This window comes from Pelagibacterium lentulum (assembly GCF_003992625.1).
Taxonomy (GTDB): Bacteria; Pseudomonadota; Alphaproteobacteria; order Rhizobiales; family Devosiaceae; genus Pelagibacterium; species Pelagibacterium lentulum.
The window spans coordinates 228,603-250,539 of the sequence record NZ_RZMW01000037.1 but is presented as its reverse complement, the minus strand read 5'-3'; the positions used below and the strand labels follow the sequence as shown (position 1 = coordinate 250,539).

The window sequence follows — 21,937 nt, the reverse complement described above, 5'->3', positions numbered from 1 at the left end:
CGGTGGAGCGATTTTAGGTGAGGAGGCCATGAGAACTACTCTCGAGTGGCAGTGGCAGCGACAGGCCGGATTCAGGCCGTCGTCGTGCGAGCGGTGCGCGCCGTGAGACAAAACCAAAGAGACGAAATCAAGAAGCTTCGGGAGATGGAACTGGAGCAACTCGAAGGCCCGGGGGGTTAGTCCTCCACGGCGACCACAGGTCTCAGCACCACCCCCCTCCCCTTGAGGGAGAACGAACTGGCCAAAGGCAAAATCGCTCGGGTGGCAGGATTGAAGCCGATGAAGGTGCCCCTAAGGGGCGGGTGAGGGTCCGAGCACGCGAGCAACTCGCACGCTAATCCTCCGCTATGCAGGGCCTATGCACAACAACAGCTTAGTATAGGGTTCCTCAATAAGAACATTTTCCTTAGGTTTCATTCTCAGCAGCGATCCCAACCAATCATCAACGAACTTGTTCTTGTTTATATTTGTCTTCAAACCTAATACAGCAGCAAGCACCTTTTCTAGAACATGAAAACCTACATAATATGTCGGCTCAAGCTCGGTTGCTTCAGCCATTTTTTTATCAACTTTGTTTCCAATGTTCATCCAATACGAATAATCGCCATTCTTATGAGCTATTTTGGTGATGAAATTCGGTCTATCAAAAAATAACTCGCCACCTACTAGCGATATGCTCTTAGCCACGATTGGTAACGCTATACTTTTACCATCCGAGTGCCCTATCATTCTAATGACATGAATCTGTCGGGCAACTGACAAGGCAAACTTGATCCATATGTCCGAAATGTCTTTACAGAAATATATGCTTAAATTTTCGACAAACTGACCAGAATCCAAGATGTCCAGCTCTATATCAGCTCTTTCGGTCAGTATAATATTATCGCCTGGCGGGACATATGTTTGCTCCTCAAAGCTCCTATCAACGAGCCCAATAACGTGCCCGGACTGTTGATAGAGGCCTCCACACACGGCGATAACCCTACCTCGACAGCCGTCGACACCGTCGACTTCCACGCAATCGATTTCAATATCATCGATCGCGAAAATTCCGACACCGAACGGCCAGTCCCCTCCAAATATACGACGAACCGTGTACTTATCTGAAACCCCTTCTACTAAAACATCTGGTTTCAATTTGAACATTTTTTGTATTTCAATAATCTGCGACAATTTTCTGCGAGGTATCATTCCATCCCCCCAATAGATACAACCCTTGCCGCTTCACTTGTCAGTATTTCCGGAGAATGACTCGCCAATATATACTGAACCGGCGAAAATTTCGATATCCTCTCCAATGCACCTACAAATTCTCTTTGCCATATTATGTTAAGTGATAATTCCGGCTCATCAATCAGTACTATTCCAGTTTCATCTTGAACTAAAAATGCACTACCTAATATAATGAACAATTGCCGCTCTCCGGAAGAGAGCCATTCCACCCGAAGCGGCTGCTCATTAGCGATAGATTTCACAGTAAATCCATCTCTAATCGTAAAATCGAATAGTTTATCCTGGTAAAACCTATTCAATTCTTGAACAAAAGCCTCCATTCGGTCGACCATTGCTGCTATGCCGCTCGCCCTCGCCTGAAGGCTATCTAGAAAAGGATTAAGAACTAAATATAGCTTCTCTAACTCTGCTTCCTCACTCTGCCTAACTGCTCCACGAAAGACTTCTGCGTCCATCATGGGCATCGCGCCGATTCTAATCGACGATTCAGTGAGGCTCTCAGTTTCATCAATTCTCTCCAAAAGATAGTTCTTGATATCGTCTGGCGTTTCCGAGGCCTCAATCACAGATTCCACGAGTTGCTTGTAAATTGAGTACATATTCCTCTGTACTTGGACACCCCCTTTCATAACCTGCCTTCTAAAGACTTCAGTTATTACTTCTGCCATATCAGAAAAAGAAACGGACTGATCCGCTTCTTCTGACGATCTCCTCATAAAATAATCTCTGCCGGACTCATAAATAATATCTCCGCTCACTGGACGCCTTCTATGTATGCGAGAGACAACATTAGAATTCGAGTAATATTTTCGGTCATCAGTCATATAGAATATATTAACGGGAAAGTTAGCAACAAATGAAAGATAATCACTTACATCCGTTCCACTGTTATCCATTTTCACGCTATTATTTTCATCTGCAATTATATTGAACTCTATTGATTCAAGATCCTTATTAAATATTACTATATATGATCCAGTATTACCCTTTGTACGCGAAACTGTTAGTGTAGAACCATCGCTCATGAATAGCTTTGCTTCTATAAATGGCAGGGCAGCAATCCAACTTTTATGTCCCCTTCCACTATCCTTGGAAATCAGGAAATATATAAATTTTAATATTGTCGTTTTACCCTGACCATTCAATCCATATATGATGTTTATGGAACGTTCTTGAGTCTCCTGAGGGCCAGAGAAATCGAGATTTATGTCCTGTCGCCCAAATAATTTCTTTATTTCTAGGCGTGATATGAATGCATTATCTGCCGGCATCAAATCATAGAGGAAGTTCTCACCGTCGCTCATGTTTTCTCTCTTGCGTTGCTTTTGTAGGAGCTTAGCGGAGGAGTTTGTAAGCTGGCAATATTTGGTTCGACGATAGAATAAAAACTTTGACTGCTTTGCATTAGCTACGCGCTAGCGGCCCAAGTGTGGGTTGCGCTCTACGCTTTTCCCGAGCTCTTATCCCCACCCTTCCAACCTCCCCTATCCTCTCCCGTCATCCTCCGGCCGCCGGAGGCAACATGACAAGGAGAGACGATAAATGCCGACCAAACCCGATCTTCGCGATAGCTTCCAAAACCTCATCGCGCGCTATAATGCGCTGCACAGCGATTTCACCGCGCAGGCCAAATCGCGCAATGCCGGGGCGGCGACTGCCCAGGCTGTAAGGCTGGTCCGAACGCTGCTGACCGACACGCGCCGCCATCTTGGCCCGGCGCACGCGGTCAAGGCGTTGCCGTTCCTGCCCAAAAACGACGCCCTGACTGTCGCGGAAATCGCGCTGATCCTCGTGGAAGCGCGGGCCGTGCTCCAAGAACATGCAAGATCGCTCGGCCATGACCAGCCGCGCGCCAAAAGCGCGCTGACGCGGGAAGACACAGTTAAGGTCGTGCGCCGCCTTGCCGAGCTGACGATGCTCGGCGTCGAATGGGGCGTGGACGTGCGCATGCGAGCGATTGCGGCGGGCGAGGACCCCGAGGAGGCCTATACGATCTTTCACACCGAGTTTTACAAGCGCATTTATCATGGCCGCCCCGAACTCACCGAGGAAGAGCTTCAGCGGCCCGCGCCACGCCTGAATCGCGATGAGCATGGCAATGTGATCGATAGCTGGCGCGACTGAACTTATCCCCGCCTCGCAAGACCGGGTTATGGTGTGCGCACGGTCCCGCTGAGATGGACGCAAGCGCAACGAACGCTTGGCGGGGAGACCGGAAAGCCGCTTTGCGGCCGACCGGTTTTCTTGACCGATCCGGGTCCGATGGGAGTCGTCCCAGCGGAGGCCGAAACGTCACCGAGGCCAGCCACAGGACGCCTGTGGTAACCGGGGAAACCCGGCAGGGATTGGCCCTAGCCCGAGCGGACGCCACGCCACAAATCCCGGATGCATGGGGCGATGGTCGCTTCATATATTAAATTTCAGTACGGAGCGTTCATCGCCCCATGCCGTCCACCTACTTTTTATCATCCGAGGTCATCTGGCCGTCGGGCGCTTTGATATACGCTGTGGAATCCCCCTCATCCCCACCCCAAACATAAACACATCGTTCAGCAACGGTTCAGCTAGGTTGCGCTTTATTCATGGATACAAGGCGGCACAAGCCGCTCGCAACATTCAAGGGAGAAGCGTAATGGCTCTCAACAAGACTGTTTTCAGGGGCGGGTTGGCCGCTCTCATGGTCATGGTGATGACCGCCGGCGCTTATGCCTGGTCGGCCACTGCCACCACCACGGTCAATGTCCGCCAGGGTCCGGGCACCCAGTTCCGGGTTGTCGATGTGCTTGAGCGCGGTGAGCGTGTGCAGGTCGATTATTGCCGCAGCGGCTGGTGCCTGATCGAGCGTCGCGGCTATTATGGCGGCGAAGGCTGGGTTTCCGAGCGTTATCTGAGTTCGGGCGGTTATCATCGTCCGCGCCCGCCGGTGTATCAGCCCCCGCGCCCGCGTCCGCCCTATTATCACCCCCCGCGTCCGCGCCCACCCTATTGGGAGCACCCGCGGCCCCGGCCCCCGCACTACCGCCCGCCGAGCCATCGGCCGCCCAGCACTGGTGGTCAGGTCTGCTTTGACGGTCCGAACGGATATTTCTGCTTCGGGAATTAAATCCCGCGATACATGATAATGAGGCCGGAGCCCCGCTCCGGCCTCAGCTTATTTTCAGCCGGTCGATATCCATGCCGCGCGCCGCCAGCCGGGATTTAAGGCTGCGATACATGAAGGTCGTGATGCCGAATAGCGTTGCTGCCGCGATCACCAGCGTGAGGACGAAATCACGCATTCCGGCGCCTTCGATGGCAAAGCCGAGCGCCAGGAAAAAAGACAGGATGGCACCGATCGTTGCCACATAGAAGCGCCGGTCGCTATCGGCCCGCACTTCCCGCGCTGCGGTGATCAGCAGGTCGCGGCGCTCCTCTGCGCTCATGCCGGCGAGTTCCTCGGGCATACCCTCGGCATTGAGGCTGTTGATGTAGATGTCGACGCGTTCGCTCATCTGCTTTTCAACCCGCGCCGTGTTCCACTTGTGCAGCATAAGGTTGCCGATAAGCGTTATCGCTGCCAAAGCTATTGCGCCGTATAAGAGAATGATCACCGCTCTAAAGACCTCCGGTATATGGTGCTGCCAACATGCGTAATCCCCGCTATGGGTTCAAGGCCTATGATCTCAAAGTTCGTTTCAGACGTATTGAAACCATTGCGATTTCATCTGCCGGGGGTAACTGATCACCATGTCTGACTTTCTGATTGCCTATCTCGTCTGCGCCGCGATCTTTTTCCCCATCGATTATGTCTGGCTCACTTATATGGGACAGCGCTTCTATTTCCCCCAGCTTGGTGATCTGCTGCTTAAAAAGCCCCGGTTTGGCATTGCTGGCGCCTTCTACCTTGCCTATGTCGCGGGCATCGTGCTTTTTGCCGTGCTTCCCGCAAGTTCGGTGCTCAATGCTGCACTGCTTGGCGCCGCGCTCGGTTTCATTGCCTATGGCACCTATGACCTCACTAACCTTTCCACCATGAAGGGCTTTACAGTCGCAGTTGCTGTTGTCGATATCGCCTGGGGCAGCTTCCTCACGGCCTTGACGGCAGCCGGCGGCTATTGGCTTTTCACGGCAATAACGGGCTGACTGGCACCTGTTCAGCTTGCAGTCATCTCCCCCGTGGTACAGACTTTGTATCGACGGGAATGACAGGGGAGCTGAACGAGCAGTATGACACTCCGGCGCTGGGCGATAGCCTTCGGGCAATTGGGTTTGCTGCTTGCCGTCATCGGTGCAGGCCCAGCACTCGTCATGATGGTCGTTGCACCCAGCAGCAATGCGCTGCTGCCTGTTCTCCTCAGCCTGACCGTCGCGCCGCTCGGCGCGCTCTGCCTCCTGACCGCCGCGATCATGTGGCTTGTCGGCCGGATACGGAATTAATCCCCGCCTCTTGCCACTGACATAATCTGTCTCAACCAACAGATATTGCTCGCGCAACCGTCCCGGACTAAAGCTGGGTAGGGCTGAACCACCACTGGTGGCTATCCGTTTCCTGTCTTTGACCTCAAACTTTCCAAGGAGTACATTATGCAGGGCACGGCACTGATTACCGGCGCAGCGGACAGGATCGGCGCGGCAATCGCGACGCGTCTCGCAGGCGAAGGCTATGCCGTAATCATCCATTACCGCAGTTCGGGCGAAAAGGCCGAACAGCTTGCCGACGCCATTCGCTCCGATGGCGGCCGCGCTGATATTGTTCAGGCCGATCTTTCGCGACGCGAAGACCGGATGGGCCTGATCGCTGCCGCCGCCGCACCTTTCGGATCGCTATCGGTCCTCATCAACAACGCATCGGTCTTTGAGCCTGACAGCGCCGATACGCTGCACGAAGACCTTTGGGATCTGCATATGGCCCTGCACGCAGAAACGCCCGTGTTCCTGGCCCGCGATTTTGCCGCCCAGCTTCCCAAGGAAACTAACGGCAATATCGTCAACATCATCGACGAGCGCGTGCTCCATCCCGGCCCGGATCACTTCTCCTATACACTTTCGAAATCGCTGCTCTGGACCGCCACACGCACGCTCGCCCAATCGCTGGCGCCGAAAGTCCGGGTCAACGCCATCGGTCCGGGCCCGACACTCAAGAACAGCCGCCAGACCGATGCCGAGTTCGCCGCCTCGGTCAAGCAGCTGCCTCTTGAAAACGGGGCTGCCCCCGATGAAATAGCACAGGGTATAATGGCCATCCTCTCGCTTGAGTCGATGACAGGGCAAATGCTTGCTCTCGATGGCGGCGAGCACCTGCAATGGCTCGAAAAGAACGACCCCACCCCGCGCACCACATGACCAACGATACCGACGACCTTACCGGCCCCGACATTATCAAGCGCTTTGTGAAAACCCTGCCCACCGGGCCGGGCGTTTATCGCATGCTCGATGAAAATGAGGTGGTAATTTATGTCGGCAAGGCCCGCAACCTCAAGGCGCGCGTCACCAATTATACCCGCTATGAAGGCAATCCGGTCCGCATCTGCCGCATGATCGCGGCTACCCGCGCCATGGAATTCGTCCGCACCGAGACCGAAGCAGCGGCGCTTCTGCTTGAAGCTAACCTCATCAAGCGCCTGCGCCCGCGCTTTAATATTCTGCTGCGCGACGACAAGACCTTCCCCTATATCCTTCTCGCGACCGAGCATGAAGCGCCCGAGTTGAACAAGCATCGTGGCACACGCCGCCGCAAGGGACACTATTTCGGGCCATTCGCCTCAGCCGCAGCGGTCAACCGCACAGTAACAGCATTACAAAAGGCGTTTCTTTTGCGCAATTGCTCGGACAGCTTTTACGCTGGCCGGTCCCGGCCCTGTCTGCAGCATCAGATCAAGCGTTGTGCCGCGCCCTGCACCGGTGAAATCTCTATCCCCGACTATCAGGCGCTTGCTAACGAAGCCAAAGACTTCCTCTCAGGCAAGACCAAGGCTGTTCAGGATCATCTGCAGTCTGAGATGAACGCGGCCGCCGAAGCGCTCGATTTCGAGCGCGCCGCCATGCTGCGCGACCGCCTCAGTGCGCTGGCCCAGATTCAGGGCGGAGGCGGAATGAATGCGCAATCGGTCGCTGAGGCTGACGTGTTCGCCATTCATCAGGAAGCAGGCAGTTTCTGTGTGCAGGTGTTTTTCTACCGCGCGCATCAGAACTGGGGCAATTACGCCTATTATCCTCGCGCCGATGAAAACTATTCATTGTCCGAAGTGCTCGAAGCCTTCATGGCCCAGTTTTACGAGAACCGAACGCCCCCTGCACTGGTGCTGGCGTCCGAGGAACCTACGGAACCCGATCTTCTGCGCGAGGCACTTGCATCGCGGGCTGAGCGCACGGTCAGACTCGAAGTCCCCAAACGCGGAGAAAAGCGCGCGCTTGTCGAACACGCGCTGACAAATGCCCGCGAAGCACTGGGGCGTCATCTGTCCGACTCCGCCAGCCAGCGCAAACTGCTTGAAGCCATGGCCGAAACCTTTGGGCTTGAACAAACGCCGCGCCGCATCGAAATCTACGACAACTCCCATATCCAGGGCACCAATGCCGTCGGCGGCATGGTCGTTGCCGGGATCGAAGGATTGTCAAAAAAGCACTACCGGACGTTCAACATCAAATCCAAGGACCTTTCGCCGGGCGACGATTTTGGCATGATGCGCGAAGTGCTGACGCGCCGCTTCACCCGACTTGCCGCGGAAAGCGACATCGAAGCGGAAGACGACGCCTCGGGTATGCCCGATTGGCCAGATGTGCTTTTGATCGATGGTGGCGCGGGCCAGACCAACGCCGTCAAGGCTGTCCTTGCCGAAATGAACCTTCCGCGCGAGGTTACAATCATCGGCATCGCCAAAGGCGAAGAACGCAATGCAGGGCGCGAAACCTTTTATGTCGAGGGCCGCGATCCTTTCATGCTGCCATCGCGCGATCCGGTGCTCTATTATGTTCAGCGTCTGCGCGATGAGGCGCACCGCTTTGCCATTGGCACCCATCGCGCCCGGCGCAAGAAAGACATTGTCCGGAACCCGCTCGATGAGATCGAGGGCATTGGCCCAACCCGCAAGCGTGCGCTCTTGCAGCATTTCGGTTCTGCCAAGGCTGTATCACGCGCAGCGCTTTCCGATCTGTCCGCCATTCCCGGCATTTCAAAGGCTATGGCCCAGCAGATTTACGATCATTTCAACCGCACTTGACCGGCACAACGCATTACGATTGAGGTAGTTTATGAGTTCAGCTTTCGACATGGCCAAAGTGCCAAACTACCTCACCTATGGCCGGATATTTGCCATTCCGGTCATCATGGCACTGTTGCTCGCAGATGGAGACGTCTGGCGCTGGCTTGCGCTCGCGCTCTATATCATCGCGGCCATCACCGACTTTTTCGATGGCTATCTCGCGCGTAAATATGGAACTGTCTCGGCCATCGGGCGCATGCTCGATCCGATTGCCGACAAACTGCTGGTCGGTGCCCTGCTACTGGTGTTTTTTCTCGACGGCACCTTCGGCGTCTGGGAGCTGATCCCGGCAACGATCATTCTTCTGCGCGAAATCTTCATTTCCGGGCTGCGCGAATTCATGGGCAACGAAAAGATCGTTGTGCATGTTTCAAGCCTCGCCAAATACAAGACCACGATCCAATTGGTCGCCCTGGCACTGGTCATTGCCATGCCCGTTGTGCCGGTGCTGACCATTCCCGCGCTGGCGCTGTTCTGGCTGGCGGCAATTTTGACGGCGATCACTGGCTGGCAATATTGGCAGGGCGCAATCTCCCAGATTGCCGACCGCGAAGGAGCGAGCAAGTGAGAGTGCTCTATTTTGCCTGGCTGCGCGAAAGGCTCGGACGCGACAGCGACGAGATCGATCCGCCTGCAAGCGTTGCGACAATCGCTGACCTGATCGACTGGCTGGCCGCAAATGACGAGACCTTTGCGCTCGCCACCGCCAAACGGGAACTGATCCGCGCCGCGCGCGATGAAGAGCTGGTCGATCACCAGACCCCGCTTGCGGGCGCAAAAACCATTGCGCTTTTCCCGCCTATGACCGGGGGCTGAGCAATGAGCGTTCCCAGAAAAAGTGGCCGCCGGTTTTTCGCTTCGGGAACGCGACAGAGGAACGCGTCATGAGCGTTCGGTTGCAGCAGCCCACCTTCGACCCCGGCGCCGAGACCAATGCGTTTCTGGAAAACGCGGGCGGTGCAGGCGCGGCCGTAACCTTCACGGGCCTTGTACGCTCGCTGCCCGAAGATCCGATAATCTCAATGACGCTTGAGCACTATCCGGCATTGGCAGAAAGCCAGCTTGAAACTTTGCTCGGCGACGCCATGCAGCGCTTTTCTCTAACCGATGCAACGATCATTCACCGGTTCGGAACGCTTTATCCAGGCGAACCGATCGTTCAGGTCATGACCTTGGCACCGCACCGTCAGGCTGCATTCGATGCAGCCAATTTCATCATGGACGTCCTCAAGACCAACGCACCCTTCTGGAAAAAGGAAGAACGCGAAACCGGATCGGACTGGGTTGCCGCCAGGCAAAGCGATGACGAGGCCGCCCAGCGCTGGCAATAAAAAAGCCGGGATTTATCCCCGGCTTTAGAATTGCGGTGATGATGCGGCTTTTTATTCCGCTGCAGCCTTCTTGGGCTGAACTTCCGCCATATAGGCTTCCACAAGCGTCCGGCAGGCTTCACCCGGCGTGAACTTGTATTCGCCCACTTCGGAAACCGGCGTCACTTCAGCCGCGGTTCCGGTCAGGAAGCATTCGTCAAACTGGGACAATTCCTCGGGCATGATGTGCCGTTCGGTGACGGTATAGCCGTTGGCCTTGGCCAGCCCGATCAGCGTCCGGCGCGTAATGCCGTCAAGGAAGCAATCGGGCGTCGGGGTGGTGATGTCCTTGCCTTTGACAAAAAAGACATTGGCACCGGTCGCTTCAGCAACATAGCCGCGATAGTCGACCATCAGCGCATCGGCATAGCCCTTGTCCATGGCCGTGTGCTTGGAAAGCGTACAGATCATGTAAAGACCGGCAGCCTTGGCCTTGCAGGGAATGGTTTCAGGCGACGGGCGCTTCCAGTCCGCCCAGCACAGGCGAATGCCCTTGAGCCGTTCCTCGGTCGAGAAATAGCTCGGCCAGACCCAGGCGGCGATGGCGAGGTGTACCTTGTTATCGCGCGCTGGCACCGAAAGCGTTTCCGAACCGCGCCAGGCGACGGGGCGCATATAGGCATCGACGAGTTCGTTCTTTTCAAGAACCTGACGGCAGGCTTCGTCAATCTCATCGGCCGAATAGGGAATGGTGAAATCGAGCGTCTTGCCTGAAAAAATCAGGCGCTCGGTATGTTCGCGCAGCTTATAAACCTCCCCGCCATAAGCGCGCTGACCTTCAAAGACGCTGCTCGCGTAGTGCAGACCATGCGTAAGGACATGGAGCTTGGCATCCTGCCAGGGTACCATTTCCCCGTTATACCAGATCCAACCTTCTCGCTGATCCATTGGCACGATGGCCATCTTATTCTCCCACTAATTCATTTGTGTAAAGGTGCATAGAGTTGGTGCACTTTGTCCTATAATGCAGCAATCTCTCCCTACTTGGCAAACACAAGTGGGTCTGTGATAAGTCACTATTGGACAAAGAATTTGGACGGACGATGCCAGCTAACACAATAAATGTCAACAAGGCTGACATAAATTCCGCCATTTACGATTTCCCTGAAATGCCCATAGACATCATGGGCTTGTTTTTCTTCGCCTATCGGGATTTCGTGCGTGATGCGGATGCCCTTCTGGAAAAGCAGGGCTTTGGCCGGGCGCACCACCGCGTGATCTATTTTGTCAATCTGCGCCCCGGCATGACGGTTGCTGACCTGCTCGACATCCTGCGCATCACCAAGCAGAGCCTTGCCCGTGTGTTGAGGCAGTTGATCGATAGCGGTTACGTCACCCAGCGTCATGGAGAAACCGACCGCCGACAGCGGCTCTTGTACCCGACTGAAAAGGGGCGCGAGTTCTTTGAAACGCTCAGCGCTTCTCAGGCAAAACGCATCGAGACCGCGCTGGCCGCTCTGCCCGATGAAACCCGCCAATGCGTCGCGCGGTTCTTTGTGGAAATGACCGAGCAGACCGACCGTACACTTTTGGGTCAATTGCGCCTGACCGATCGCATCTCCGAGGACTGATCCCAGCGGCGTTGATTTACACCGGCGCGATTGCCGCCTGATCTCACATCAGCTTGCGGCCATTCGGCACTTGCTTGTCGACGGCCGCGAGCACGATAGCGCCGTCCTCGTCTTCAAATCCCAATGTCAGAACTTCGGACTTGATCGGCCCGATCTGGCGGGGCGGGAAATTGACCACCGCCATCACCTGCCGGCCGACAAGTTCATCGGGCGCATAATGCACCTTGATCTGGGCCGATGATTTCTTGATCCCGATCTCGGGGCCGAAATCAATGATCAGGATAATGGCGGGCTTGCGCGCTTCGGCAAAGTCCCGCGCTTCGATAATCGTCCCGGTGCGGATATCGACCTTCAAAAACTCATCGAATGTAATTTCGCTCATTTACCCAATTCTTCACTACGTGCCCTCGCCGCCGCAACAGCGCGATCCATCAGCGGTCTCAAACCATCCTCGGCCATCAGCACATCGAGCGCCGCCTGTGTTGTGCCGCCGGGTGAGGTTACGTTCTTGCGTAATTGTGCTGCCGGACTTGCATCTGCTTCCAGCAAGGCGGCGGCGCCGATAATTGTCTGGCGTGCCAGCAACATGGCCTGGTCAGCGCTCAAGCCCTGCTTCTCGCCTGCAAGTGCCAAGGCTTCAACAAGGTAGAACACATAGGCTGGCCCGGACCCCGAGACTGCGGTCACTGAATCGATCAAGGCTTCATCTTCGAGCCAAACCACCTGCCCTGCCGCTTCCAGCAGAGCTTGAGCGAGGGCTTTGTCATCGCCCGTCACCGCTTGCGCTGCCACCGCACCGGAAATCCCCTTGCCGAGTTGCGCCGGTGTATTGGGTATGGTCCGCACAACCTTCTGCGTTCCCAACGCCGAAATGAACTTATTGACGGAAATGCCCGCAGCAATTGATAGCACCAGCGTATCGGGCCCGACACTCGGTTTCACATCGGCAAGCACTTCGCTCATGACCTGCGGCTTTACCGCCAGAACAATGACACGCGGACTTTCCGCTGGAAGCGTACTGCCAAGCGAGGCGCCGTTCTCATGGGCAAAGGCTATAACGCTTTCATGCGGCGCCGGATCGACAAGGAAGAGGTTCCTGCCCGGCAGTCCGGCCTTTATCCAGCCGGCCGCCATGGCCGTTCCCATCTTGCCGGCCCCGACCAGAACGACGGAACCGGCATCGGAAAGATTCATGCTTGCCCCACGGTTTCAAACATGACTTCAGCAAGCGCGTCGGAAGCCGATTTTCCGGCCCAGACCACGAACTGGAAAGCCTGATAATAAAGATCGCAACTGTCGGTCGCAGATCGCAAAAGGGCTTCGCATTGCTGGGGCGAAACCTCGGCGCCGCCCGAAAGCAGATGCGAATTGCGGAAGAGCACAACGCCCTCCCGGCTCCATATATCGAAATGTCCGATCCAGAGTTGCTCGTTAACGAGCGCAATCAATTGCTTGATTTCACCACGGCGGGCTTCAGGCACCTTGAGATCGAAGGCGCAGGCCAGATGCAGGCTTTCCATCTCCTCCATCCAGTTGAACGATACGTGGTAATCGCACCAGCCGCCTTTCACCGAGATCGAGATTTCATCGGCATCCTGTCGCTCGAACGACCAATCGTTGATCGCAGCGATATGTTCGATGATATCCACCGGGTGGATGTTCCTATCCAGTTCCAATTCAATAAGTGACATGGCTGGCTCCGCACGCTTGAGCAGGAATTTGAACGAACGCATGACCTGATGCCACACGCCCTACGCGGCACAACCGAACTGCCTGAACAAGGGTTAGGTGTACGAATCGTCCTTAAAATTGAATCTACACCGACCTTGCCACCCGAACCCATAAACGCTGGTCCGATTGACAGATTCTTCTGTGGATGATCGGAGCGCCATGGTTAACGGGTTCTTAACAAAACCGGTTGTTCACAACGATTTGCGGCTCATTTTGGCGCAGAAATTACCTCTGCCAGCCCATTTCGAGGTTTTTGGCCCATGTCTTGGCGCCATGATCGCGCGCCTGCTGCGCGGCTGACATATGATCGTAAGGAACCTGGCGCAGCTCAATATCCCATTCTGCGCCCTTCTGCGTCACGAGAGCATAACCTGCATCGGGAGAGAGACGGGCAATCGAAGTGGGATCGGCCATGGTGTAAGCAGGACGCCCGACACTACCCGGATTGAAAACAATATGGCCATTTTCAAGCTTCACCGCACGGGCGACATGGGAATGCCCGCAACAGATCAGAGGAAGCGCTATCTCCTCGCACGCGCTGGCAATCACGTCCGGCGCAGTGGGAAAGAACCTGCCATCCGCATCTTTTGTCTGGAGCCAATGCGTATCATCGGACGCAGGCGTACCGTGGCACAGATAAAGAACATCGCCCACAACATCGGTTTCGGGCAACGAGCGCAGCCAATCGAGATCGCAAGGGCGCAGTGCCTCGATTGCGATCCTGTCCACCTTGCTCATATCTTCCGGGGCTTCGTCGAGCAGGTAGCGATCGTGATTGCCCAAAATGCTTATCGCATCGAAACCGCGAAGGAGTTGGGCGGTACCAAGCGGGTCGACCGGCCCGGAAAAATGGTCGCCCAGATTGCAAATCACATCGGTTGCCTGCCGACCGATATCGGCGAGCACCGCCTCAAGTGCCAGAGCATTACCGTGAACATCGGACAATACGGCAATGCGCATGAGAAAACCCTAACTGGTTTTACGGCGCTTCTTGAACGCTTCGAGATCGCGGCGCAACGCCTCGATTTCTTCGCCTTGAATCTGCACGAGATCGCGAAGTGCGTCATAGTCCTCTCGCTTGACCAGATCCAGGTCATTGACGATCCGCTCCATCTGCCCGCGCATGGCTGTTTCCGCCTCCCGGCGCACACCGTCGGCCACCGAAGCTGCATCGTTCATCAACCGGCCAAGATCGTCGAAAATCTTGCTTGATTGGCTCATGTGTCAATTCCTTTTCATTGGCGAGTTAGCCAAATTTATCTCTATGTAGTGACTGGCTGGCAGCTTGACCAGAGCAAGTTGGCCCGGCATGGTCCGCCTATTCAAAAATTGTGAGATCCGACTTGCCTTTCCCCAATATCGATCCCATCGCCTTTGCCATCGGCCCCATTGCCATCCGCTGGTATGCCCTCTCCTATCTGGCAGGCATCTTTATCGGTGTCGGATATGGCATGCTGCTGGTAAAGCGCACTTCGCTTTGGATGAACAACAATCCGCCCATGACCGCCAATGAGCTTTTCGATTTCGCGTTCTGGATCGTTATCGGCATCGTGGTGGGCGGTCGTTTGGGTTATGTCGTGTTTTACGATCCGGCATTCTTTGCAGCGAACCCGCTTTCCATTCTGGCACTTCAGGATGGTGGCATGAGTTTTCACGGCGGCATGCTTGGCGTCATGATCGCGATGATCGTTTATTTGCGGCACAAGGGTGCCAATGTTCTTTCAGGGCTTGATCTTCTGGCCTGCTGTTCGACCATTGGCTTGCTTCTTGGCCGCGTTGCGAATTTCATCAATGGCGAGCTTTACGGTAGCGTCACCACAATGCCTTGGGGCGTTGTATTTCCCGGCGGCGGCGACCTTCCGCGCCACCCTTCGCAGCTCTATGAGGGTTTGCTGGAAGGTCTCGTGCTGTTTCTTGTCATTCGCTATTTCACCCATATCAAGCTGGTGCTGCGCAGCCCCGGCACAGCCGCCGGCATCTTCGGCATCGGCTATGCCGCGTCTCGCATTTTCGTTGAGTTCTTCCGCTTGCCCGATGCCCATATCGGCTATCTGGCGTTCGGCTGGTTGACAATGGGCATGGTCCTATCGTTGCCCATCCTGATTGCAGGAATTGCTTTGATCGTCTGGGCACAAACGCGCCGCCATGCGTGACACCGATCTCAGCCTTGGCGATCTGATCGATATGCAGATCCGCACAAGCGGACCCATCTCACTTGCCACCTATATGGGCTTGTGCCTGACGCACCCATCACGGGGCTATTACCGGACGAGCGATCCGCTTGGCGTTGGCGGGGATTTCATCACCGCACCTGAAATCAGCCAGACTTTTGGCGAAATGATCGGTGCATGGATCGCCGATCTTTATGTGCAGATGGGTTCGCCTGACGCCATTACTGTACTTGAGCTTGGGCCGGGGCGCGGCACGCTCATGGCCGATGCGCTCCGGGTTGCCACGCGGGTTCCCGGTTTCAGCGATGCCCTCAATCTGCAATTGATGGAAACCAACGCAGCACTGATCGAGATGCAGCGGGACAAGCTCGCCGCCTTCGGACCGCAATGGACGGAAGATATCGGCGAACTGCCCCCCTCTCCACTCATCGTAATCGCAAACGAGTTTTTCGACGCGCTGCCGGTTCGCCAGTTCGTTAAACGTGAAGAGAAATGGTTCGAGCGCTGCATCGGCCTCGCCGATGGCAGACGCGTGTTCGGCCTGTCGCCAACACCCTACGACGGAACATTGCTTGGTGAGGCTTTTTCCAATGCGAAAGATGGTGAAGTTGCGGAAATTGGTCTGGCCGGCCGTCAACTCATGGAGCAATTGGGCCGGACAATTGCTCCACGCGGCGGCGCGATCCTGACGATCGATTATGGCTATGAGCATACCCAACCAGGCGAAACGCTACAGGCGCTTTCCCGTCATGAGTACGCGGACCCATTGGCTGAACCCGGCAAGGCCGATCTTACGACGCATGTGGATTTTGAAGCGCTGGGTCACGCTGCACGCATAGCTGGGTTGACGATACACCCACTTGTGACACAGGGCCACTTTCTTACATCATTAGGGCTGGAGGATCGTCATTCAGCCCTGAGCAAAACCAATCCTGACAAGGCCGAGCAATTGCGTTCCGCATTTGAGCGACTGACCGGATCATCGCAAATGGGTACGCTTTTCAAGGCCTTTTGCGCATCCAGTCCCGGCTTGGCACCGGCAGGATTTGTTTCCCGCTAGAAAGGCCAGCACCCTCCGGCTGCATTTCTGGCGCTTTACGACAAAAGATTTGGCACCATGCACGCACCCCTTGAGCAAAGCCCGGCCCTTAACCAGATCCGCTCCATCCGTCACGGCTTTTTCGGACGCAGGGGCGGGGTATCGGAGGGCGAATTTGCGGCGCTCAACGCTTCGATTTCAGTAGGTGACGATTCTGGCAATGTCGCAGAAAATATCCATCGGGCCGTCATGGCGCTCAAGGCCGGTCCGTTGCCGGTCGCCATGGCAAAACAGGTTCATGGAACCGATGTGCTCACCATCCGCGCAGGTCATGATTTCAAAGCGCGCCCGGAAGCCGATGCGCTCGTCACGGACCAGCCCGGCATAGCCCTGGGCATTTTGACCGCCGATTGCGTACCGATATTGCTCGCAGACCCGGAAAGCGGAATAATCGGTGCAGCACACGCGGGTTGGCGCGGCGCGGTCGGAAACATTCTCGCAGCGACCGTCAATGCCATGGCCGAGCTTGGTGCAGGTGTTGAAGACATTGTGGTTGCTATCGGCCCATCCATTAGCGCACCTGCCTACGAAGTCGGCGACACATTCGCTCAAATGATCCGCGAACAGTTCCCGCATACATCCGATTTCTTGGCGACCAAAGGCTACGAAAAGCCGCATTTCGACGTGCCGGGGCTTGTTCGGCATCAGGCCGAAGACCTAGGACTGGCGACGTTCGAGCAAGTTGGCGGCTGCACATATCATTCACCCGAACTCTATTTTTCCCACCGGCACGCCACCCATTCCGGCACTCGCGCGGGTCGGCAGATTTCACTGATCGCCAAGAGCTGACAAGCGGACACTTTGGTAACACTTTGCAAAAGACTTTTGCCATTCATGCAAAAGTCATATTGCGCCGCTGCCAGTGTAGGGCTACAGGTGCCCGCAAACGGAGCCGGCGCATTGGCGACGCCGGCATAAAAGCACAGCGATAGGGGCTACCATGAAGCTGGTGACGGGCAACTCTAACCTCACCGTGGCCAAGGCCGTCTCCCAGTATCTCGAAATTCCGCTTACCGATTGCTCGGTCAAACGCTTTGCGGACAAGGAAATCTTCGTGGAAATCCACGAAAACGTTCGTGGCGAGGATGTTTTTATCCTTCAGTCCACGTCCTATCCGGCAAATGACCACTTGATGGAATTGCTGATCCTCATCGACGCAGCGCGCCGGTCCTCAGCGCGCCGGATTACTGCCGTCATGCCCTATTTCGGCTATGCGCGCCAGGACCGGAAATCCGCTCCCCGCACCCCGATCTCCGCCAAGCTCGTGGCTAATCTGATCACACATGCTGGCGCGAACCGCATTTTGACCCTGGATCTGCATGCACCGCAAATCCAGGGTTTTTTCGACATTCCGACAGACAATCTTTATGCGGCACCTGTCCTGACCCGAGACATCAAGGCCAATTACGATACGTCCAAAGTTATGGTCGTATCACCAGACGTCGGCGGTGTATTGCGCGCCCGCAATGTTGCCAACCGGATCGGCGCCCAGCTTGCCATCGTCGATAAGCGCCGTCCGCGCGCAGGCGTCTCCGAGGTCATGAACATTATCGGTGATGTCGAAGGCCAATCCTGCATTCTGATCGATGACATCGTGGACTCCGGTGGCACGCTGGTAAACGCAGCCGAGGCGCTGCTCAATGCTGGGGCCAGTGAGGTTTCGGCTTATATCACGCACGGCGTCCTGTCCGGCGAAGCGCACGAGCGGATTGCCAAGTCTCGTCTCAAGGAACTGGTCACAACCGACTCCATCGAGATGACCGAGGCCGTGAGCAAAGTCGAAAAAATCCGGCACATTCCGATTGCGCACCTAATGGGCGAAGCGATTGCCCGCACCGCATCGGAACAATCGGTATCGAGTCTGTTCGACTAAAGCTCATCACGAGTCGTTACGTTTATGGTTAACCCTCGGTTAACGCGGAGATAGGCTTCCGCGCGAATACCCTTGCGACTGCACTATGGTTAACACTTCGTCATCGCATCATTTGCAAGATGAGGCTTTGACCTATGCCGCCGACTCAGCCACAAGCCTTGGTGTACTCAGCGCTGAATGGGGGCCCATTAGGCGGGGCACTGGGCTACGTTCTATATGTGTGCGAGTGGAATTTTCGCAGATACCAGATGCTGACCGGCAAATTTCTGTGCCGGCTGGGTGGGTCCTGGGTTTCCGCTGGCGCTGCTGTTGCGGAAGTACGTTTACCCCCTATGGCCCCTAAAAAGCCCATTATCAGCCCGCGTACCGCGGCCCGCTCCGAACTCGATACGCTCCTGGGCGAAATATCGGGTTGGGACAATACGATTCTCATTCACATGTACAAGCGCTTCGCCACGAGCAGGTTGTTCCGCGTGCGCCATGACATGACGGCGCCAATGACCGAACATGCGATCTGCTTGCGCGAGGCAGCGAAGGCAGAGATACAGCGACGTGGCCTGCCATTGCCAAATGAGCAGACCGATAAATAACGACCACGGCACCGCCTCATTTTCTCCACTTGTGCGTTTAAACTGGGGACAGTTCAGGAAGGAACGCACAAATGTCGATCAAGACTGTCGTTGCGGTGTTGGCAGCTTTGGCTTTGGCCGCCTGCTCAACCACTGCGGAGGAACGCCGCGCTCTCGATCAACAACGTTGCGCCGGATATGGCTTCAGTCCCAACAGCGAGGCCTTTGCCAATTGTCTTTTGACACTCGATCTCGACCGCCGGGCCGACCAAAGGGCAAGGCTGGATCGTTTGCAGGCCCGCTCGCCAATGTTCATCTATGTGCGTGAACGCTACGAAGACGATTGAGAGATCGCAAAATGCAACGGGACTTGCCGAAAGTTCCGCACTCTAGTATAGACCGCGCCCATGAAGCGCTCGTCACCCCTGGAGGACGGGCGCGCGTTTCATTTGGATGAAACGCACCAACCGAATGGATGATTCCATGAGCGTCGAGCTAAAGGCTTCGGTGCGGGACCGGGTGGGCAAGGGGGCCGCTCGTGAACTGCGTCGTAATGGTCTGGTTCCTGCCGTTATTTACGGCGATAAGAAAGCCCCACTTGCTATCTCGGTGTCCTATAAGGACACATTCCGCAAGATTCATGACGGCGGCTTCCTCTCCCACGTCATCGAAATCGATGTCGACGGCGAAAAGCATCGCGTAATCCCGAAAGATTACCAGCTTGAGCCTGTTCGTGACTTCCTCGTACACGTAGATTTCCTGCGTATCGGCAAGAACACGACCCTGACGGTCGAAGTTCCGGTCAACTTCATCAACGAAGAAAAGTCGCCTGGCCTCAAGAAGGGTGGCGTGCTCAACATCGTGCGTCATGCTGTTGAAGTTAGCTGCCCTGCCGAATCGATCCCGGAAAATCTGGTTGTCGATCTTGCTGGCGTTGAAGTTGGCGACTCGATCCACATCTCGGCCGTTACCCTGCCCAAGGGCGTAACGCCCACGATCACCGATCGTGACTTCACCATCGCAACGATCGCTGCGCCTTCGGCTCTGCGTTCGTCTGAAGGTGGTGCGAGCGATGAAGAAGCCGAAACTGGCGAAGGCGAAGAGTAATTTCTTCCACGAGGCTGACGGGCCTACTGTCAGCCTCACCTTTCTGATTGCTTGTCCGGAGCCTTGCAATGCACCTTATTGTAGGTCTCGGTAATCCCGGCCCCGAATATGCTGGCAACCGGCATAATATCGGCTTCATGGCAGTCGATGAAATTGCCCGTATCCATAATTTTCCGCCTTTCCGCAGCAAGTTCTCCGCGCAGATCGCTGAATCTGTAATCGAGGGGCAAAAAGTGCTGCTCATCAAACCGCAGACCTTTATGAACCGGTCGGGCGATGCTGTGGCACAAGCCGCCAAGTTCTATAAAATCGGTCCTGCCGATATCTCCGTCATCCATGACGAACTGGACCTTGCGCCGGGCAAAGTGCGGATCAAGACCGGTGGCGGCAATGGCGGCCATAACGGGCTCAAATCCATAGAAAGCCATCTGGGCAAGGAATTCGTTCGCGTCCGGCTCGGCATAGGCCATCCGGGCAGCAAAGAACGCGTCCATCAGCACGTGCTTTCAAATTTTCCAAAAGCCGATGCAGCGTGGCTGGAGCCCGTGCTCGACACGCTGGCAAAAAATGCTGCGCTGCTCGCAAAGGGCGATGCCGCAGGGCTGATGAACAAGCTCGCGCTCGCCACACAAGCTGAAATCGCAGCCACTTCAAAACCGGCGCCTAAAGCCCAAAGCCATGTGCATCAAGCCCGGCAAGGCGCTTCCAAAAAAACCGCGCAACCAACCGGTCCCATGGCCGCAATGCTGAAAAAGCTGTTTGGCGACAAGTCCTGATTCTGTTGGCCTTCAGCGCTTGACTTATCCCGCCGGCTGCATGACGTAAGGCCAAGTTTATTTCCGCACCGGCGGACACGAAAAAGAGGTTCTTCAATGGGTTTTAAATGCGGCATCGTCGGTCTGCCCAATGTTGGCAAGTCGACCCTTTTCAATGCGCTTACCCAGACCGCTGCCGCGCAGGCCGCAAATTTTCCCTTTTGTACGATTGAACCCAATGTGGGTGAAGTCTCGGTGCCCGATGAACGGCTCGACAAATTGGCCGAGATCGGAAAATCGGCAACCAAACTCCCTGCGCGCCTTTCATTCGTCGATATTGCAGGGCTGGTCAAAGGCGCATCCAAGGGAGAAGGACTGGGCAATCAGTTTCTCGCCAACATTCGCGAGTGCGACGCCATTGCCTATGTTCTGCGCTGCTTTGAAAATGACGACATCGTCCACGTTGCGGGTAAGGTCGACCCGATCACCGATGCCGAGGTTGTCGAAACCGAATTGATGCTGGCCGATCTTGAAAGCCTCGAAAAGCGCATTCCGGGCCTGGAAAAGAAAATCCGTGCCCAGGACAAGGAGGCCAAGCTGGCGCTCGAATTGATCCAGCGTGCCAAGGCACTGCTTGAGGATGGCAAACCGGCCCGCCATACCGAACGCGCTGCCGACGAAGAAAAAGCATTCAAGGAGCTCCAGCTTCTGACGGCTAAACCGGTGCTTTATGTCTGCAATGTCGATGAGTCGGCTGCATCCACTGGCAATGAGCACACAAAAAAGGTCGAAGAATACGCCAAGGCGCAAGATGCCCGTATGGTTATCATCTGTGCGGAAATCGAGGCGGAACTTGCCGGGCTCGACCAAGCTGATCGCGCCGATTATCTGGCCTCGCTTGGCCTTGAGGAACCCGGCCTGAACCGGCTGATCCGCGAAGGCTACAAGCTCTTGCACCTTCAGACCTATTTCACCGTAGGCCCCAAGGAAGCGCGCGCCTGGACTATTCCTGTGGGCACCAAAGCGCCCCAGGCCGCCGGCGTCATCCATACCGATTTCGAGCGTGGTTTCATCCGTGCGCAGACCATTGCCTACGACGACTTTATTGCTCTGGGCGGGGAAGTTGCCGCCAAGGAAGCCGGCAAGGCACGCGACGAAGGCAAGGAATATATCGTTAAAGATGGCGACGTAATGTTGTTCAAGTTCAACACCTGAAC

28 protein-coding genes are annotated in these 21,937 nt (G+C 55.7%); 19 read left to right on the top strand and 9 right to left on the bottom strand.

The annotated features are described in order from the left end of the window. Positions 1–345: 345 nt before the first annotated feature. Complete coding sequence (locus tag EO133_RS11925) at positions 346–1,191, bottom strand: hypothetical protein (RefSeq protein ID WP_127072861.1); 846 nt, start codon at positions 1,189–1,191, stop codon at positions 346–348. After that, positions 1,188–2,537 (bottom strand): AAA family ATPase, encoded by a 1,350-nt coding sequence (locus EO133_RS11920; RefSeq protein WP_127072860.1) that lies wholly within the window; start codon positions 2,535–2,537, stop codon positions 1,188–1,190. Before EO133_RS11920 ends, EO133_RS11925 begins: the two co-directional genes overlap by 4 nt. Before the next feature lie 238 nt (positions 2,538–2,775). Here EO133_RS11920 and EO133_RS11915 point away from each other — a divergent pair, with 238 nt between their 5' ends. After that, positions 2,776–3,357 carry a hypothetical protein gene (locus EO133_RS11915; protein WP_127072859.1) on the top strand — a complete coding sequence of 194 codons (582 nt, stop codon included), beginning with the start codon at positions 2,776–2,778 and terminating at the stop codon, positions 3,355–3,357. 508 nt (positions 3,358–3,865) lie between these two features. Continuing rightward, positions 3,866–4,336, top strand: coding sequence for an SH3 domain-containing protein (locus EO133_RS11910; protein WP_244640675.1), 471 nt, complete (start codon positions 3,866–3,868; stop codon positions 4,334–4,336). Between the two features lie 43 nt (positions 4,337–4,379). On the opposite strand, the gene EO133_RS11905 is transcribed toward EO133_RS11910, so the two are convergent. Then, on the bottom strand, positions 4,380–4,823 hold the full coding sequence (locus tag EO133_RS11905) for a hypothetical protein (RefSeq protein WP_127072858.1): 444 nt from the start codon (positions 4,821–4,823) through the stop codon (positions 4,380–4,382). A 136-nt stretch (positions 4,824–4,959) separates the two neighbouring features. Here EO133_RS11905 and EO133_RS11900 point away from each other — a divergent pair, with 136 nt between their 5' ends. The 7 genes from EO133_RS11900 to EO133_RS11870 all read left to right on the top strand — a co-directional run bounded on the left by EO133_RS11900 (position 4,960) and on the right by EO133_RS11870 (position 9,805). Continuing rightward, a complete protein-coding gene (locus EO133_RS11900) occupies positions 4,960–5,355 on the top strand; it encodes a DUF2177 family protein (protein WP_127072857.1) in 396 nt (131 codons plus the stop codon). Between the two features lie 84 nt (positions 5,356–5,439). After that, positions 5,440–5,649: a hypothetical protein gene (locus tag EO133_RS11895; RefSeq protein WP_127072856.1), complete on the top strand. Its 210-nt coding sequence runs from the start codon at positions 5,440–5,442 to the stop codon at positions 5,647–5,649. Between the two features lie 147 nt (positions 5,650–5,796). Beyond that, positions 5,797–6,555 carry an SDR family oxidoreductase gene (locus tag EO133_RS11890; RefSeq protein WP_127072855.1) on the top strand — a complete coding sequence of 253 codons (759 nt, stop codon included), beginning with the start codon at positions 5,797–5,799 and terminating at the stop codon, positions 6,553–6,555. Then, positions 6,516–8,432: an excinuclease ABC subunit UvrC gene (gene uvrC / locus EO133_RS11885; protein ID WP_127072854.1), complete on the top strand. Its 1,917-nt coding sequence runs from the start codon at positions 6,516–6,518 to the stop codon at positions 8,430–8,432. The genes EO133_RS11890 and uvrC overlap by 40 nt, the downstream gene beginning before the upstream one ends. Positions 8,433–8,463: 31 nt before the next feature. Next, a complete protein-coding gene (gene pgsA / locus EO133_RS11880) occupies positions 8,464–9,042 on the top strand; it encodes a CDP-diacylglycerol--glycerol-3-phosphate 3-phosphatidyltransferase (protein ID WP_244640671.1) in 579 nt (192 codons plus the stop codon). After that, entirely contained in the window at positions 9,039–9,290 is a 252-nt protein-coding gene (moaD, locus tag EO133_RS11875) for a molybdopterin converting factor subunit 1 (RefSeq protein WP_127072853.1), read from the top strand. Before pgsA ends, moaD begins: the two co-directional genes overlap by 4 nt. A 68-nt stretch (positions 9,291–9,358) precedes the next feature. After that, complete coding sequence (locus EO133_RS11870) at positions 9,359–9,805, top strand: molybdenum cofactor biosynthesis protein MoaE (protein ID WP_127072852.1); 447 nt, start codon at positions 9,359–9,361, stop codon at positions 9,803–9,805. A gap of 51 nt (positions 9,806–9,856) precedes the next feature. Here EO133_RS11870 and EO133_RS11865 read toward each other — a convergent pair whose 3' ends face one another. Continuing rightward, positions 9,857–10,747 (bottom strand): branched-chain amino acid aminotransferase, encoded by an 891-nt coding sequence (locus EO133_RS11865; RefSeq protein ID WP_127072851.1) that lies wholly within the window; start codon positions 10,745–10,747, stop codon positions 9,857–9,859. A gap of 206 nt (positions 10,748–10,953) precedes the next feature. On the opposite strand from EO133_RS11865, the gene EO133_RS11860 reads away from it, so the two are divergent. Next, complete coding sequence (locus EO133_RS11860; RefSeq protein ID WP_244640719.1) at positions 10,954–11,415, top strand: MarR family winged helix-turn-helix transcriptional regulator; 462 nt, start codon at positions 10,954–10,956, stop codon at positions 11,413–11,415. 43 nt (positions 11,416–11,458) lie between these two features. Here the strand turns inward: EO133_RS11860 and EO133_RS11855 are convergent, their stop codons facing one another. The 5 genes from EO133_RS11855 to EO133_RS11835 all read right to left on the bottom strand — a co-directional run bounded on the left by EO133_RS11855 (position 11,459) and on the right by EO133_RS11835 (position 14,367). Next, the gene (locus tag EO133_RS11855) at positions 11,459–11,797 is read right to left on the bottom strand and encodes a tRNA-binding protein (RefSeq protein WP_127072850.1); all 339 of its coding nucleotides are present in this window, start codon (positions 11,795–11,797) and stop codon (positions 11,459–11,461) included. Then, positions 11,794–12,609 (bottom strand): pyrroline-5-carboxylate reductase, encoded by an 816-nt coding sequence (proC, locus tag EO133_RS11850; protein WP_127072849.1) that lies wholly within the window; start codon positions 12,607–12,609, stop codon positions 11,794–11,796. The genes EO133_RS11855 and proC overlap by 4 nt, the downstream gene beginning before the upstream one ends. After that, positions 12,606–13,106, bottom strand: coding sequence for a type III secretion system chaperone family protein (locus EO133_RS11845; protein ID WP_127072848.1), 501 nt, complete (start codon positions 13,104–13,106; stop codon positions 12,606–12,608). The genes proC and EO133_RS11845 overlap by 4 nt, the downstream gene beginning before the upstream one ends. 265 nt (positions 13,107–13,371) lie before the next feature. Next, positions 13,372–14,106, bottom strand: coding sequence for a metallophosphoesterase family protein (locus EO133_RS11840; protein WP_127072847.1), 735 nt, complete (start codon positions 14,104–14,106; stop codon positions 13,372–13,374). Positions 14,107–14,115: 9 nt separating this feature from the next. Continuing rightward, entirely contained in the window at positions 14,116–14,367 is a 252-nt protein-coding gene (locus EO133_RS11835; RefSeq protein WP_127072846.1) for an accessory factor UbiK family protein, read from the bottom strand. Between the two features lie 122 nt (positions 14,368–14,489). Here EO133_RS11835 and lgt point away from each other — a divergent pair, with 122 nt between their 5' ends. From lgt to ychF, 9 genes are all read left to right on the top strand, one after another. Further along, a complete protein-coding gene (gene lgt, locus EO133_RS11830) occupies positions 14,490–15,299 on the top strand; it encodes a prolipoprotein diacylglyceryl transferase (RefSeq protein WP_164734988.1) in 810 nt (269 codons plus the stop codon). Further along, a complete protein-coding gene (locus tag EO133_RS11825; RefSeq protein WP_244640669.1) occupies positions 15,292–16,377 on the top strand; it encodes a class I SAM-dependent methyltransferase in 1,086 nt (361 codons plus the stop codon). The genes lgt and EO133_RS11825 overlap by 8 nt, the downstream gene beginning before the upstream one ends. Before the next feature lie 57 nt (positions 16,378–16,434). Further along, complete coding sequence (pgeF, locus tag EO133_RS11820) at positions 16,435–17,205, top strand: peptidoglycan editing factor PgeF (RefSeq protein WP_127072845.1); 771 nt, start codon at positions 16,435–16,437, stop codon at positions 17,203–17,205. A gap of 151 nt (positions 17,206–17,356) precedes the next feature. Continuing rightward, positions 17,357–18,289, top strand: coding sequence for a ribose-phosphate pyrophosphokinase (locus EO133_RS11815; RefSeq protein ID WP_127072844.1), 933 nt, complete (start codon positions 17,357–17,359; stop codon positions 18,287–18,289). 248 nt (positions 18,290–18,537) lie between these two features. Continuing rightward, positions 18,538–18,879 (top strand): hypothetical protein, encoded by a 342-nt coding sequence (locus EO133_RS11810; RefSeq protein ID WP_127072843.1) that lies wholly within the window; start codon positions 18,538–18,540, stop codon positions 18,877–18,879. Between the two features lie 71 nt (positions 18,880–18,950). After that, entirely contained in the window at positions 18,951–19,205 is a 255-nt protein-coding gene (locus EO133_RS11805; RefSeq protein ID WP_127072842.1) for a hypothetical protein, read from the top strand. A 136-nt stretch (positions 19,206–19,341) separates the two neighbouring features. Further along, a complete protein-coding gene (locus EO133_RS11800; RefSeq protein WP_127072841.1) occupies positions 19,342–19,965 on the top strand; it encodes a 50S ribosomal protein L25/general stress protein Ctc in 624 nt (207 codons plus the stop codon). 68 nt (positions 19,966–20,033) lie between these two features. Then, positions 20,034–20,741, top strand: coding sequence for an aminoacyl-tRNA hydrolase (gene pth / locus EO133_RS11795; protein ID WP_127072840.1), 708 nt, complete (start codon positions 20,034–20,036; stop codon positions 20,739–20,741). 96 nt (positions 20,742–20,837) lie between these two features. Then, positions 20,838–21,935, top strand: a complete 1,098-nt coding sequence (gene ychF / locus EO133_RS11790) for a redox-regulated ATPase YchF (RefSeq protein WP_127072839.1) — start codon at positions 20,838–20,840, stop codon at positions 21,933–21,935. Positions 21,936–21,937 lie beyond the last annotated feature (2 nt).